A 13,869-nucleotide genomic window follows, 5' to 3' on the forward strand; every position below is an offset into this window, starting at 1 on the left:
TGTCCATCAACTAATGTATACGAACTTGTGTTCTGATCGGATGACAGGTTGTTACTATAGGGGTTTTCTTTGGGATGCAGTTCAGTAAAAACGCCTTGCGGTTAATGCTGAGTTAAGAGTATAACAGAAAACAGACTTGACTATTTATGAGGAATAATCCTAATGACTCAATTAGCAAATACAAAATTCAGTTTAAATGACTTTGAATTACGAGATGGTATTTATTTTCCTAGTGACTATGAACAATTGAATAATACTCAACATAAAAAAACATGGGACGCAATTGGTAAAACATATTATGGTTCCCAAAAAATTGAAAAACTTGCAGATACGTCTCCCATCAAACAAGATTACACTTTACTAACTGGTACACCTGGAGGTACTTGGAACAAATTTCCATTGAATAAATCTGTTGGCTCTATTCTAGAGATTGGCTCTGGTTATGGCCGCGCACCTTTACATCTCTCGAAAGCGAAAAATCTAAAATGCGAAAAATATTATGGTATTGATATTTCTGAACCTTTGTTGCGGCGGTTAATTAAGGTTAAACAAGAATATAATTTTTTCCCAGAAGCTGAATTTAACTTGATTTGTACTTCTGCTGAAATATTGCCTTTAGAAGATAATTCTATAGATTTGGTAATTTCTAACTGCGTTTTTATGCACATACCAGATGCACAATTAAGAAGCTTGTTAGCTGATATATCTCGTGTACTAAAACCTGGTGGAATTTTTGTTTTTAATCATTCTTTTCACAATAAGTCTTGTCCTTCTCATATTATCCACAATTTTATCAGAAGGCTAAACCCATTTGTGAGAAATCCCGTTTATCTCAAGCAATATTCTGGTGCTGAAATAAATGAAATGTTAATGACTGCTGGCATACAAACTAAGTGCCCAGAATACATTGTGGAACCAACGGCAGAATATGCAATATTACCGGAAACTATTAAGGGAATTCCAGTACCTTTTGCTAATGCTATTAACAGAAGTCTTAAACCATCAGATGCTTTAAAAGAAACTTTGGCTTATGGTTTTAGTGCTTACAGTACGAAACTGGACTAATTCAGAAACTCTTCTATTGGGTGAAAGTTTGTAGTCAGTAGCCCTAATGGAATCTTATCTGACTTTGTGAAAATTAGCGATCGCTAAGATCCCCGACTTATTACCAGAAGTTGGGGATCTGACTTTTCACACCATCTAGAAAGCCTCCTCCAAACCTCTCTTCTTGTAGTGGAGAAGCTTTGAATTTTCTCCTTTCCCTACGAGGGAAGGGCGCTAGGGGGTTAGATTTGGCGTACATGACGTGAAAAGTCAGATTCACTTAGGCAATAAAGTCTAAAGCGGTAGATACGTTTGTAGTATCTTGCACAACAGCAATTAAATCGCCATTTCTGTAAATGAGGGTATCTAAAGCTGCCGCACCGCTGAAGTTGGTTGTTGTAAGACTGTAGCTATTGATACTACTACCAATCCTGATCTTGTCACCTTCCGATCGCTGGAAGTCTGTGATTAAGGCATATCCACTGCCCAAATAATCAATGTTGGTGCTAAAAGATCCATTAAAACCAAGGCTGAATGTATCCGCCCCAGTACCGCCAGTATACCTATCTATTTCGCCGCTACTACCGCCATAGCCACTGAAGAAATCATTGCCTGCACCACCAATGAGTGTGTCATTGCCACCTCCTCCGTAGAGCAGATCGTTACCATCTTCACCACTCAAGTAGTCATTACCTGCGGGAGTACCGCTACCATTGGTGATTTCGTCGCCGAAGAGTACATCACCACCTGTTCCACCATAAAGTGAGTCATTACCAGTTCCACCGATCAGGTTATCGATGCCATCACCACCGTAAATATAATCGTTCCCACCTTTACCTTGAAGGTAATCGTTTCCTCCCAAACCACTCAGGAAATTTGAGTATTCGTTTCCTGTAATCTCATTGTTGAGGTTGTTGCCAATGCCATAGTAAGCAGTATTTGCATACAACAATGTTAAATTCTCCAGGTTTGCCCCTAGAGTGTAGCTAGAATAGGATAGAACGGTATCAGTACCTTCGTTAATATATTCAGTAATCGTGTCAGCCGTATCGCCTGTTTGTGCAGAAATCAGGTAAGTATCATTACCTGTTCCGCCAAGTAAAAGATCAGTGCCTGCTCCACCCCATATAAAGTCATCGCCTGCTTCACCAAAAATAACATCATTGCCGTTCTCTCCGTAAAGAGTATCTTTACCAAAACGGCCCAGAATGGTGTCGTTACCATTACCGCCAAGAACCAAGTCATCTCCCTCTCCAGCATCGATTATGTCATCTCCGCCTTTGCCATTAATCTGATCGTTGCCTCCATAGCCAAAAATCGAAATATCAGCGGATTCAGTACCGTTTAGATTGTCATTGCCAGAAGTACCGTAGATAGCAGCCATAAATAATCTCTTTTGCTATTTTTCTTAAGACTTGCGCAAATGTCATATCTTTTTCGTAGAGGTTTTTCAGGGCGGAGTCTTTGCCTTTGCTATCCCATAACAAAAAATACATCTGCCAGTTGCGTGAGTCTTAACATATTCTTTTTCCAATATGAGTATTCTGTTTTTCAGATTTTCTTCATTGTTCGTAATCTAATTTACTAAGTTTTACCAACTTTTTAAGATTAAAGTTGGTAAATTAGGAATTAGTTGAGCTAATTCTTCCCTACGCAACTATGCCATTGGATTTATCGCCTCTTTGGATATCACTCAAAACTTCATTACTGGCTACATTTATCACTTTTTTCTTGGGTATTGCTGCTGCCTACTGGATGCTGGGATATCGTGGCAAAGGTAAATCATTGATTGAAGGTATCTTTATTGCGCCACTGATTTTACCGCCTACAGTTGTCGGCTTCTTGTTGCTGCTATTTTTTGGCAAAAATGGCCCTGTAGGGAAACTTATGGAGTCTTTTGACTTCACCATCGTCTTTACTTGGTATGGTGCTGCGATCGCAGCCACAGTAGTTTCTTTCCCTTTAATGTATAAAACTGCACTGGGAGCCTTTGAACAAATAGATGGTAACTTGCTGCGAGTAGCTAGAACCCTTGGTGCAAAAGAAACTACAATCTTTTGGCGCATCAGTTTACCCCTAGCACTACCCGGTATTGTCGCCGCCACCATGCTTGCTTTTGCCCGTGCTTTGGGAGAATTCGGTGCAACCTTAATGCTAGCTGGTAATATTCCAGGACAAACGCAGACAATCCCAATGGCAATTTATTTTGCTGTGGAAGCGGGAGCAATTAATGAGGCGTGGTTTTGGGCGATCGCAATTATGGTGATTTCTCTATCTGGAATAATTGCAGTTAACTTCTGGCAAGAATTGAGGGAAAAGAGCAGGGAGCAGGGAGCAGGGGGCAGGGGGCAGGGAGCAGGGGGAGAAATTCTCTACACCTCAGACTCTAACTTTGAATCTGGTGGGTTGTTAGTCAACATTGAAAAAATCCTGACTAGCTTTGATTTAAAAGTTGCTTTTACTTCTGATGAGCAACCTTTGGGATTGTTAGGAGGTTCTGGAGCAGGTAAGAGCATGATTTTGCGCTGCCTTGCGGGGATAGAAACGCCCTCTAGTGGACGCATAGTTTTAAATGGCAGAGTCTTGTTTGACTCAGAACAAGGAATTAATCTACCCAGCCGCGATCGCCGCATCGGTTTTTTAGTGCAGAATTACGCGCTATTTCCGCACATGAGTGTGGCGCAAAATATTGCTTTCGGCTTGCCCAAAAAACTATCTGCTGGGAGTATTCGGGTACAGGTAGAGGAGCAACTAATAGCGATGCAGTTACAAGGATTAGGTGATCGCTATCCGCACCAACTTTCTGGAGGTCAACAACAACGGGTAGCCTTAGCAAGAGCATTGGCAAGTCAACCGGAAGCATTGCTTTTAGATGAGCCGTTCTCGGCACTTGACACCCATTTGCGTAGTCAATTAGAGCAGCAAATGACTGAAACTCTAGCTGACTACCAAGGTGTGACTCTATTTGTCACCCATAATATGGAAGAAGCTTATCGGATTTGTCCGAATCTATTAGTATTGGAGCATGGTAGAGCCGTTCATCATGGCAGCAAATACGATATTTTCCAGCATCCTGCTACCGTAAGTGTCGCTCAACTTACTGGATGTAAAAACTTCTCCCGTGCTATTTTCCAGTCATCACAACAGGTAGAAGCAATTGATTGGGGTTGTACTCTTCAAGTCATTGAACCAGTCACGAGCGAATTATCCCACGTCGGCATTCGTGCCCATCAGTTCATTTTTACCAACGACTCATTACAGGAGAATACTTTTCCTTGCTGGATAGTACGAACAAGTGAAACGCCCCACCGAATGACATTATTTCTTAAACTACATTCTGCTGGTAAGAATTCTCAAGATTACCATCTGCAAGCTGAAGTCTTCAAAGAAAAATGGGTGACTATGAAAGATCAACCGTTTCCTTGGTATGTGCGTTTAGATCCTCTGCGCTTGATTTTGATGGAATGAACGCAGAAATATATGGGACGTGGGAAATTATTCAAAATCATCTTACTTCAAGCGCCCAGACCCCAAAGAGTCTGAGCGCTTGAATATTAGGTTGCAGAGAAACTTCTGCTAGTTAGGGAAATTAAGCAGTCATCATTTGCATACTTCTGCAAGACTCTGCACATTTGCGGCAAGCAGCAGCACATTCCATCATTTTCATGTCATCGCTCATCATCTCACACGCCATTGCAGTGCGATCGCACATTTCCGCGCAGAGCATACAAGTGCGTTCCATGAACTCAGAACCACTCATCATCATATTCATGCACATCATGCACATTTCAGAGCAATCGCGCATCATGCTCATCATGCTCATCATGCCCTTGTCCATCTGCATACCACCTTTGGCCATGCAGTAAGTCATGGTTTCCATGCACATTTTATGACAGTCCATACAAACTTCCATACAAGCTTGCATTTCGGCAGTCATGGTTTCAGTCATCATCATCATCATAGGAAATACCTCTTGATTTTTTGATGCATAAATAAATAGTGTCCTTGTAAGGACTACTCACAACATTAATCCTATCCTTTGAAAGAGTCAACGGGAGTTTTTTGTCCAGAATTCAGAAGACTACTATCCCGATATAATTACCGGAAATTTGGGCAAATCCTACAGAAGTTTGGTGCTGTTTTTTTGGTTATTCTTACACATTAAGGCTTAGAAACTCTCGTTATGGAGTGGGGTTTTATGGAGCAAGTCAATTTTTCTATCAGCAGGCAAAATTTACAGCTATAACCTAGATTAAAACTAATGTCATGATTTCTTGACAAATGCTTTTTTAGAAACATTTATTAAATTATATTAAGCCAGTATTTATTAGCTCTAATGAATATTTTTTACATTCTCATCGACTTCATTTCAATAACAAAATCTTAGTATTAAGTAAGCTGGTCTAATAAAAGCAAAATGTGTGAAGAAAGGTAAAGAAAGCTAAAACTCTTTTTCCCTTGCCCCTGTCTTATCCCACTGATAATTATTTACGCCGAGCTACTTATACTTTGCGCTGTTGCTCCAACCATTGTAAAATTCGATTCCATGCCCACCAAGGATCGGAGTCTTGTACTTGACGCTGGCACTCTTTGCTACTCAAATAGCCAACATGACCGCCGTACTGAGTGAGCAATAAATCTATTGCGGAATTGCGATCGCAAGCTTCTTGTAATTCCGGTATGATGGCTGGGTCAAAAAGTGGGTCATCAGCAGCATATAAAATCAAAGTCGGTTTTGAGATTTGCGGCAATATTTGTAAAGCACTACTAGCTTGGTAATATGCTTCCACAGAAGAAAAACCTAATCGGTTAATTACTAGTTCGTTATCAAAACCCCAAATACTATTTGCCCGTTCAATCGCTTCTGGGTCAATGCTTCCAGGATGAGCATCATGAATTCGCCATGCTAGTTTTTTTAAATTCTGGGCAATCCCCGCTTCCAAATATCTGCCAAAGGGTTTTGTAACTAGATAAGATAGCGATCGCTCCGAATCCAAACTCGGACAAATCACCATACCACCGCCAATATCGCTGTCTTCTAGTCCTAAATCTTCGTATTCCCTAATCACCTCACCAGCCACCTTCACTGCCCATAGTGCCAATTGCCCTCCCAAAGAAAACCCTGTAAACCAAAATTTCCCAGGACATCCCATTGCCTTAGCTGCGGCGGCGATGCGAACAAAATCTTCCCCCTCATACAAACCATCAGAAGTCAGAGTTGGCGACAATTCGGCAGTTTTCCCGTGGGCCCGCCAATCAAACAACACTACAGCGTATCCTTGAGCGTAGGCTTTACGCCCTAGCACCCTCAAAAACCATTCTGTTTTTAACTCTCCAGTAATGCCGTAAGTGCCGATAATCGTGCTATGGGCATTTTCCGGGATGGCAACCAAGCCAAAAATTGGCACACCTTGGCCACCAACAAAGATTTTCTCGTGATAAGACGGTTCTGGGTCTTTAGTAGTACTTTGCCAGTGACGTTTTCCCCACAAAGCAGTGTATACAGTCATCATCACACCGTTTTGTAAAAACCAAGACGGATTGTAGGGGGGAGTATAACACATCATAGACTATAAGATTTCATGTAGTTGAGTCTTGATTTCACAGTCATTTAATCTTAATATTTATGTAAGATTTAAAAACTTTTTTAGAATCGTTTCAAAAATCTTTGTATCTATCAAAGGTTGTTAATTATCCTTAATAAGTAGTAATAATTTTTAAGAATGCCGAGGATTCTTGTCATAGACGATGACCCAGCGATTTCAGAACTAGTTGCCGTCAACTTGGAAATGGCTGGCTACGATGTTAGTCAAGCTGAAGACGGCATCAAAGGTCAAGCGCTGGCTCTCCAGCTTCAACCAGACTTGATCATGCTCGATTTAATGTTGCCCAGAGTAGATGGGTTTACAGTTTGCCAACGCCTGCGCCGAGACGATCGCACCTCTGAGATTCCCGTGTTAATGTTGACGGCTTTGAGCCAAACTCAGGACAAGGTGGAAGGCTTTAATGCTGGCGCAGATGACTACCTCACCAAGCCTTTTGAAGTTGAAGAACTGCTGGCGCGAGTGCGGGCACTTTTGCGACGTACTGACCGCATTCCCCAAGCCGCAAAGCATAGTGAGATTCTGAACTATGGATCATTGACCCTTGTTCCCGAAAGATTTGAGGCAATATGGTTCAATGACACGGTGAAATTGACTCATTTGGAATTTGAGCTACTTCACTGCTTACTACAACGCCACGGTCAAACAGTTTCTCCTAGCGAAATCCTCAGAGAAGTTTGGGGCTACGATCCCGATGACGATATTGAAACGATTCGAGTCCATATTCGCCACTTGAGAACCAAGCTAGAACCAGATCCCCGCCATCCCCGCTATATCAAAACAGTGTATGGTGCTGGATACTGTCTTGAGTTACCCGGTATACCTCCATCAAATGAAGGGGCTTCAGTAACAGTCGTTGAATGAAATCGCTAAATTGCCTTAACTAAGCCATCACTTAGGCAAGAACTCTCAGAAACTCTTATTCCTTACCGTTTAGTTAAGGTTATTGGTGAGATTTTCCGGTGTGTAGAGACGTTGCAATGCAACGTCTCTACAAGCGTTACCGACAGGGAAATTATTTTATCCCAAGGGTATTAGTCTAAAATCATCTCAAGAGTATTGCTGTAGGATACTGAACAAAAGCACTGATACGAATGGCACTAAGAAAAGATACAGCCCTTGTTCTGACTGGTTCCCAGCCTGGAGGCTGGAAATCCATTCTGGAAGGGCTGCTGCCTCCGGTAGCTTGAATTGAGGCAGAGCCTCTTTTAAATACATTCCCAGTCTGGAGGCTGGGAACGAGACGACACAAGCTTTTGGGCTTTTCTTAGCGCCCTTCAGCACTTATACGGTTTATACTGCTAGTTTAAGTAGGCTGTAGGGTACTGACTAATTTTAGTTGGCGGCCGTTTAATTTTTCCCTCGCAGTAACCCAGGTCGTACATACTAGCAGCTTGAGAATCTTCTTCTGGTGCCAATTTAGCTTTTCCAGCCCAAGCATCAGATTTTCCTAAGTTAAACCAATCTTCATTAGTCATCCCTAAACCAAATGTGTTCTCGGTTGTTTTTGTCATTTAAGTACCTCTACCGTACTGATAAGTGACTGGCTTTGAATACCTTGCGATACACTACGACTGGGCGTGCCAATCTTGGGCTTGTTGGCGGATAGACTTTAATTCTTCAGAAGACATTTTATCTAAATTCTTTAAAATAAAACTCATCCTTCCTTGAGACTGTAGTTGTTGGCGGTGTCTGTCAAGAAAATCCCAATAGAAGAAGTTGAACGGACAAGCATTTTTACCGACACGTTCCTTATGGTTATAAACACAACTTTTGCAATAGTCACTCATTTTATTTATATAGTTAGCAGAAGCAGCATAAGGTTTTGATGCCAACACACCTCCATCAGCAAATAAACCCATACCAATAACATTTGTCTGCATTACCCAGTCATAAGCATCAATAAACACTGCATGGAACCAGTTTTCTACAGATTGTGGTGAAAGTCCGGCAATCAAAGCAAAATTACTCAACACCATTAGCCGTTGAATATGATGAGCATAGCCAGTGCGTTCCACTTGTGTGAGAATCTGGTGTAGACAATTCATTTCGGTTCTACTTGTCCAGAAAAATTCCGGTAGCGGTTGTGTGTGGCTAAACCAATTTTTATCTGAGTAATCTGCATCTACATAGTGATAGATGCCGTGCATATATTCTCGCCAACCCAATATCTGACGAATGAAACCTTCCACACTATTTAAAGGTAATTGGTGTTGGAAGTATGCTTGTTGTACGGCTTGAATTACCTCCATTGGTTGGAGTAAACCGATATTCAAATAAGGAGAAAGTAGCGCGTGCCACATTGTTTCTTCCCCTGTTACCATTGCATCTTGGTAGGGGCCAAAATGTGGTAGACGATTTTGAATAAACCAGTCTAATACTTGAAGTGCCTGTTGGCGATTTATCCCCCAGCGAAAAGGTTTTATGTCCCCATAAGTTCGGCAAGTGAGAGAATTAACTTGAGCAATGACATCGAGAGTAATTTCGTCTGGTTCAAACCATTGTGCAGGTGGTGTATTTAATTTACCTTTGGGTGGTTGACGATTTTCTTTATCTAAATTCCACTGTCCACCAACTGGTTTATCTTTCTCCATTAAAATTTGGAAACGTCGCCTTCCTTCCCGATAAAAGTCTTCCATTAACAGGCGCTTACGATCTGATGCCCAATGATTGAATTCTTCTGTACTCCACAAAAAATGATTATTAGGAATCAAAGTGATTGTACAGAAAAGTTCTAAACTTTGAATCATTTGGGTGAATGGTAGATCATTCGGTGTCATCACCCGCAACTGAGTAATTTGATTTTCCCTAATCCATTCTTGGAGTGGTGCTTCAAAATCTTCAGCTATTTTGTATGTGACTGAATATTTTAGTTGTCGCAACTCTTGAGCAAAATGCCTCATTGCCGACCAAAGTAAGACTAACTTTTGCCGATGGTAAGGTCTTACTTGAATATGATGCAATGACTCGATCAAAATTACAGGCACATTTTCCTGATGAAAACAACTTTCTAAAGCTGCTTGTTTTACCCAAAGTTGGTCGCCTAATATCCAAACCCCAATTGTCACGTCGCTTCACTCCGAATTCAAAATTCAAAATTCAAAATTAATAATCGCCATCAATAAATTTAGTTGCTCTGTATCCTTTTCTGTTTTAGTTATTGTTAGTACCACTAATGCCCATACCTACAGATAAACATAGATAGTGCTTATCTGTAGGGCGTGGGGAGTGGATTTGATTTAGGAGTTTATGAGTTTTCCTCTAGAATTTTTGGGTGCGATCGCTTTGGAATAACTGATGAAATGCATAAACACAAGCCAACTACAGGATTTCACGCAATTCGAGTTACTTGCTGATTCACACGGGGACGGCCAAAGCGCTCCCAAGCACTCCCTCCTCGCAGAAATAGCTCTAAAAAGCGCAATGGTTCTTCTGAATCGCCTGTTGGCCAACCGGAACTACCTGGAGCAAAGGCTAAAGTTCCTTCAGATACCTTGAAGCTGCCATCAGAATATACTGCATCACTAACCACATCTCCAATTCGAATCACAATCTTGCTTTGAGGCTCCAAGTTTAGTGTATGCGCCCCAATAGTTGTTTTGATGTTGCCGTAGCCATCAACCCAGGCAATTCGATCTGGTGGAACATCTGGGATTTGCTCGTTCTTAAGGCTATCTCCCAGAAGGCTAAAATCTTCATTCATAATGGCAGCCGCAGCCGGAGGAAACACATCCCGTGAGCGAAACTGCGATCCACCACGAGAAACGTTCACTACTCGCAACTCCTTTGTATAGTCTTTGATAAAGGAGAGAGTGTAGTTCGCATTTACACCTACTACTTTTACACCATTGGATAAAAGGGCATAAGTTAGTCCTTCACCTTCATTATCCCGACGGGCTTCGGGATCATCTTGACGAGGAGCACAGTTGTGATAAATTAGGCGATCGCTAGGGCCTGGGTTAAGTCCTAGTTGGGCAATCCAAAATCCTGTTGCCAATGTACTGAATGCTGGCACCGAAAGCAAATGAATTTGGGCATGGGGAAAAGCCATCAGCAGACGTTGTGTGACTTCTATAAATGCCGGATCTCCTGTACCGTAGTCTGCAATGACGCAGATAAACATTCTGCTCCTCCTTCTGATGGGTAGTAATTTGCAATCAACGTAATTCGTAATTCATAATTATGAATTATTCCGTCATTATGTGATTACAGAGTGAAATAAACACTTGTTTGTTAATTTCACTCCTAATTAATAACGTTAAAGTATTAGTTAACGCAATGAAAACAATCACTTCACTTTTTAGCGAAGAACGCAACCAACTTCAGACAGATATTGATAATACAACCAGTATTGAACAGATAGTTAAACTGGTACAAAACCGACTTGATAATCTTGAAAGAATTTACATTGAAAAGCTTAATTTAGCTCAAGTTCGTCTAGCTTCATTTTTCCTAGATACCCTGCGGCAGTCCATTGCCACTCTCGCTGCGGCTAACTATTCTCAAGTTGCTCCAACAGAACAAAAGCAATTTACTAACCCAAGTACAAACCTTTTTTCCAGTAGATTAATTCTAAAACTGCTAAAGGGGCTAATTTATATAGGCATCTTAGGTTCGTTATTCTCTTTAACTAAAACTAGCCCAGGTGCATGGATGGCTATCTTACTAACCTCTCTACTTCTAGGGGTAGAAGTTGTGCTTCAACTCGACTTAAAGAATCAGCAAAATTCTATATCTTCAGAACTATTGGAATTACCTAAACCTCTGCTCCGGGTTGATAGCAAAGTATTTTTAGATCATCTTGGCGATGCTCTCAACACTATCGACCTAGCAGTAGCTAGAGTAGAAGAATGGAATAAACATGAAGGCGATCTAGCAATAGAAGAACTGCCAGAGTTATTAAATTTTCTGCAAAGGCTAATGGGTGCATCTAAACTTGATAAACCCCAAATGGCTTATGAACTTGCAAAACTTCTGCCACAGATTTTAATGTCTCAAGGAATTAACACTCAAATTTACCGACCAAATGACCCTCATAGCGATCGCAATTATTTTGACTTTGAGCCAAGTATCGACCCCGATACCAAAGAACATGTGACTCTAACTCCGGCTTTATTAAAAGGCGATCGCTTGATTAGGCGCGGTAGGGTAATTGAGCCAGCATATTCCTCTGCTAGAGAATAATAGACAATAAGGGTATGGAAATTTTAGAAACAATCGGTTTTGATTTGGGGCACGGTGAAACGGCTGTAGCTAAAGCGATAGTGGAAAGCATTGATCCCCCGCAGATGCTGGAGATTAATAACAAGAAGAACCAAATTACAGCCCTGGGTTGGCATCCTAAACTCGGTTATCTTGTCGGCGAACAAGCATTAATTCAAGCTGGCGTTACCCAACTGACAATTTCTTTTAAGCAAAAACCCAATAACGATCCTAAATATCGGGAAACAATTAGCACTTTTGTAGCAACCTACTACCGCCTTTTGAAAGAAAGCAAACAACTGGAAGGTGGAGAAGGTAGCTATTTTTACATAGGTTGCCCTTCAGGATGGTCAGTTAGCGATCGCACCGAATACCAAAAGCTACTTCAAGAAGCTGGTATTCCCCAACTAAATGTTGTACCCGAATCGCGGGCCGCTTTCATGCAAGCCAAGGAAGCCGGGAAATTGGAGTATGACAAACTTGTTGCATCGGTGCTAATTGTCGATATTGGTTCTTCAACCACAGATTTTACTTTGGTTAAGAGCTTAGAAGAGATCCCGATAGATTTCGGGAGTAATACTTTAGGTGCATCTCTAATTGACAAAGCTATTTTTGCTCGGACTCTGGCCAACCACGAACAAAAAGCATTACTCGAAAAAGTATTTCAGGAATATCCGCATCACCAAGCTCGTTGTGAACTTGCTTGTCGCAAAGCTAAAGAAGATTACTTTTCTAATGAACAGCTATACAGCGATCCTGAATCCTTTGCGCGTGGCTTCGAGTCGATTAACGAACAGATTTATTTTATTCCCCAAGTCAATAAATTGATGATGGAGGAAATTTTAAACCAGCCCTTACCGGAACTGGGACATCAGAGTTGGGTGCGATCGTTTAGCGACTCTTTAACCGAGGCGAAAGAAAAGCTAGAAAAACTTGGAATTGTGCCAAAACTTCTGCTGATGACTGGCGGTGCATCTCGGATGAAGTTTACGCACTTGCTTTGTCAAGAAATGTTTCCCGAACCAGAAACCCTGCTTCGCCCCGATCCAGAACCGGAACGGTGTATTGCACTGGGTTTAGCACGAGTAGGACGATGGGATCTGCGTGCTGCTGCTTTTAAGGAAGAAGTCAACAAACTATTTACCTCGAACCAGCTTAAAGATTTGATTCAAAGGCATATCCCGGAGTTAATCGAATCATTAACTAAGCCTTTGACAGATGGCTTGCTTGCCAACGCAGTTAAACCAGCTTTAAAAGATTGGCAAAAAAACAAAATACGGACTTTAGCCGATTTGGAAACATCTTTAATCGGTCGAGCAGAACAGTGGCTCAAAAGCGAACGCGCTGTGCAGATAATTAATCATCAATGCGCTTCTTGGTTTAGCAATAAAATCCAACCAGATTTAGCCGCACAAACCGATCCAATATGTCGAAAGTTTCACATACCTAGAAGCAGCTTAAGGTTCCAGGATAGTATTGACCCAAATTTTGTTAACCCAGAGTTACGGATTGGAGATGCTATCCTTGCTGAGACAGTGGGCTTTATTGTCAATGTAGTAATTGGTGGAGGCACTGTAGCTAGCATCATCACTCTTATATTAACGGGACATTTAACCTGGCCTATTGCACTAGTATATGGGGCTTCGGTGATGGCGGCAGGAATGGAGCTAAATCGTAAGAGTGTTCAAGAAGTAATCAAGACAAATGTGGATGTACCTAGTTGGGTTCGTTCTAGTTTTTTGAGTGACAAAAAAATCGAGGAGATGTGTGAGCAAATAAAGCCTGAGTTAGAGAAAGTTCTTCAAGAACAATTGACAGCAGATCAAGAGGCTTTTGATAAACTGATTAGCAAAGTTGAGCAAGGGCTGCAAAAAACCCTATCTACCAAAGTCCAATCTTGCATAATTCTGATCCAATAGTGGTGATATATAGCAGTAAATATAGTTTTTATAATCTCAGCGCTCTCTGTGCCTCTGCGGTTTAGAATTTATTTAACCGCAGAGGCGCAGAGAACACAGAG

The 13,869-nt window shown here is 41.4% G+C and carries 11 protein-coding genes; 5 read left to right on the plus strand and 6 right to left on the minus strand.

Annotation, left to right across the window (positions count from 1 at the left end; genetic code table 11):
- The first annotated feature begins 162 nt into the window (after positions 1-162).
- Positions 163-1,065 (plus strand): class I SAM-dependent methyltransferase, encoded by a 903-nt coding sequence (locus H6G86_RS13610; RefSeq protein WP_163934810.1) that lies wholly within the window; start codon positions 163-165, stop codon positions 1,063-1,065.
- Positions 1,066-1,324: 259 nt separating this feature from the next.
- On the opposite strand, the gene H6G86_RS13615 is transcribed toward H6G86_RS13610, so the two are convergent.
- A complete protein-coding gene (locus H6G86_RS13615; RefSeq protein WP_190934772.1) occupies positions 1,325-2,428 on the minus strand; it encodes a calcium-binding protein in 1,104 nt (367 codons plus the stop codon).
- Positions 2,429-2,703: 275 nt separating this feature from the next.
- Between H6G86_RS13615 and modB the strand changes: the two genes are divergently transcribed.
- A complete protein-coding gene (modB, locus tag H6G86_RS13620) occupies positions 2,704-4,512 on the plus strand; it encodes a molybdate ABC transporter permease subunit (protein ID WP_190934773.1) in 1,809 nt (602 codons plus the stop codon).
- Between the two features lie 121 nt (positions 4,513-4,633).
- On the opposite strand, the gene H6G86_RS13625 is transcribed toward modB, so the two are convergent.
- Positions 4,634-5,005 carry a four-helix bundle copper-binding protein gene (locus H6G86_RS13625; RefSeq protein WP_163928093.1) on the minus strand — a complete coding sequence of 124 codons (372 nt, stop codon included), beginning with the start codon at positions 5,003-5,005 and terminating at the stop codon, positions 4,634-4,636.
- Between the two features lie 541 nt (positions 5,006-5,546).
- A complete protein-coding gene (locus H6G86_RS13630) occupies positions 5,547-6,611 on the minus strand; it encodes a YheT family hydrolase (protein ID WP_190934774.1) in 1,065 nt (354 codons plus the stop codon).
- 156 nt (positions 6,612-6,767) lie between these two features.
- Here H6G86_RS13630 and rpaA point away from each other — a divergent pair, with 156 nt between their 5' ends.
- Positions 6,768-7,511 carry a two component system response regulator RpaA gene (gene rpaA, locus H6G86_RS13635; RefSeq protein WP_094331110.1) on the plus strand — a complete coding sequence of 248 codons (744 nt, stop codon included), beginning with the start codon at positions 6,768-6,770 and terminating at the stop codon, positions 7,509-7,511.
- A gap of 437 nt (positions 7,512-7,948) precedes the next feature.
- Here the strand turns inward: rpaA and H6G86_RS13640 are convergent, their stop codons facing one another.
- From H6G86_RS13640 to H6G86_RS13650, 3 genes are all read right to left on the minus strand, one after another.
- Positions 7,949-8,161: a hypothetical protein gene (locus tag H6G86_RS13640; protein ID WP_114081729.1), complete on the minus strand. Its 213-nt coding sequence runs from the start codon at positions 8,159-8,161 to the stop codon at positions 7,949-7,951.
- A gap of 54 nt (positions 8,162-8,215) precedes the next feature.
- Entirely contained in the window at positions 8,216-9,715 is a 1,500-nt protein-coding gene (locus tag H6G86_RS13645; RefSeq protein WP_190934775.1) for a cryptochrome/photolyase family protein, read from the minus strand.
- A 263-nt stretch (positions 9,716-9,978) separates the two neighbouring features.
- Positions 9,979-10,770 (minus strand): SAM hydrolase/SAM-dependent halogenase family protein, encoded by a 792-nt coding sequence (locus H6G86_RS13650; RefSeq protein WP_190934776.1) that lies wholly within the window; start codon positions 10,768-10,770, stop codon positions 9,979-9,981.
- A gap of 155 nt (positions 10,771-10,925) precedes the next feature.
- Between H6G86_RS13650 and H6G86_RS13655 the strand changes: the two genes are divergently transcribed.
- Together H6G86_RS13655 and H6G86_RS13660 are read left to right on the plus strand one after the other, a co-directional pair.
- On the plus strand, positions 10,926-11,831 hold the full coding sequence (locus H6G86_RS13655; RefSeq protein WP_190934777.1) for a hypothetical protein: 906 nt from the start codon (positions 10,926-10,928) through the stop codon (positions 11,829-11,831).
- 14 nt (positions 11,832-11,845) lie between these two features.
- Positions 11,846-13,768: an Hsp70 family protein gene (locus H6G86_RS13660; protein WP_190934778.1), complete on the plus strand. Its 1,923-nt coding sequence runs from the start codon at positions 11,846-11,848 to the stop codon at positions 13,766-13,768.
- Positions 13,769-13,869: the final 101 nt, after the last annotated feature.

Source organism: Nostoc sp. FACHB-133 (assembly GCF_014698055.1).
In the GTDB taxonomy this organism is placed as follows: domain Bacteria; phylum Cyanobacteriota; class Cyanobacteriia; order Cyanobacteriales; family Nostocaceae; genus Nostoc.

What these genes read in the sequence shown, in the direction of transcription:
- H6G86_RS13610 (WP_163934810.1), top strand. Translation starts at nt 163, where the DNA reads ATGACTCAATTAGCAAATACAAAATTCAGTTTAAATGACTTTGAATTA.
- H6G86_RS13615 (WP_190934772.1), bottom strand. Translation starts at nt 2,428, where the DNA reads ATGGCTGCTATCTACGGTACTTCTGGCAATGACAATCTAAACGGTACT.
- modB (WP_190934773.1), top strand. Translation starts at nt 2,704, where the DNA reads ATGCCATTGGATTTATCGCCTCTTTGGATATCACTCAAAACTTCATTA.
- H6G86_RS13625 (WP_163928093.1), bottom strand. Translation starts at nt 5,005, where the DNA reads ATGATGATGATGATGACTGAAACCATGACTGCCGAAATGCAAGCTTGT.
- H6G86_RS13630 (WP_190934774.1), bottom strand. Translation starts at nt 6,611, where the DNA reads ATGATGTGTTATACTCCCCCCTACAATCCGTCTTGGTTTTTACAAAAC.
- rpaA (WP_094331110.1), top strand. Translation starts at nt 6,768, where the DNA reads ATGCCGAGGATTCTTGTCATAGACGATGACCCAGCGATTTCAGAACTA.
- H6G86_RS13640 (WP_114081729.1), bottom strand. Translation starts at nt 8,161, where the DNA reads ATGACAAAAACAACCGAGAACACATTTGGTTTAGGGATGACTAATGAA.
- H6G86_RS13650 (WP_190934776.1), bottom strand. Translation starts at nt 10,770, where the DNA reads ATGTTTATCTGCGTCATTGCAGACTACGGTACAGGAGATCCGGCATTT.
- H6G86_RS13655 (WP_190934777.1), top strand. Translation starts at nt 10,926, where the DNA reads ATGAAAACAATCACTTCACTTTTTAGCGAAGAACGCAACCAACTTCAG.
- H6G86_RS13660 (WP_190934778.1), top strand. Translation starts at nt 11,846, where the DNA reads ATGGAAATTTTAGAAACAATCGGTTTTGATTTGGGGCACGGTGAAACG.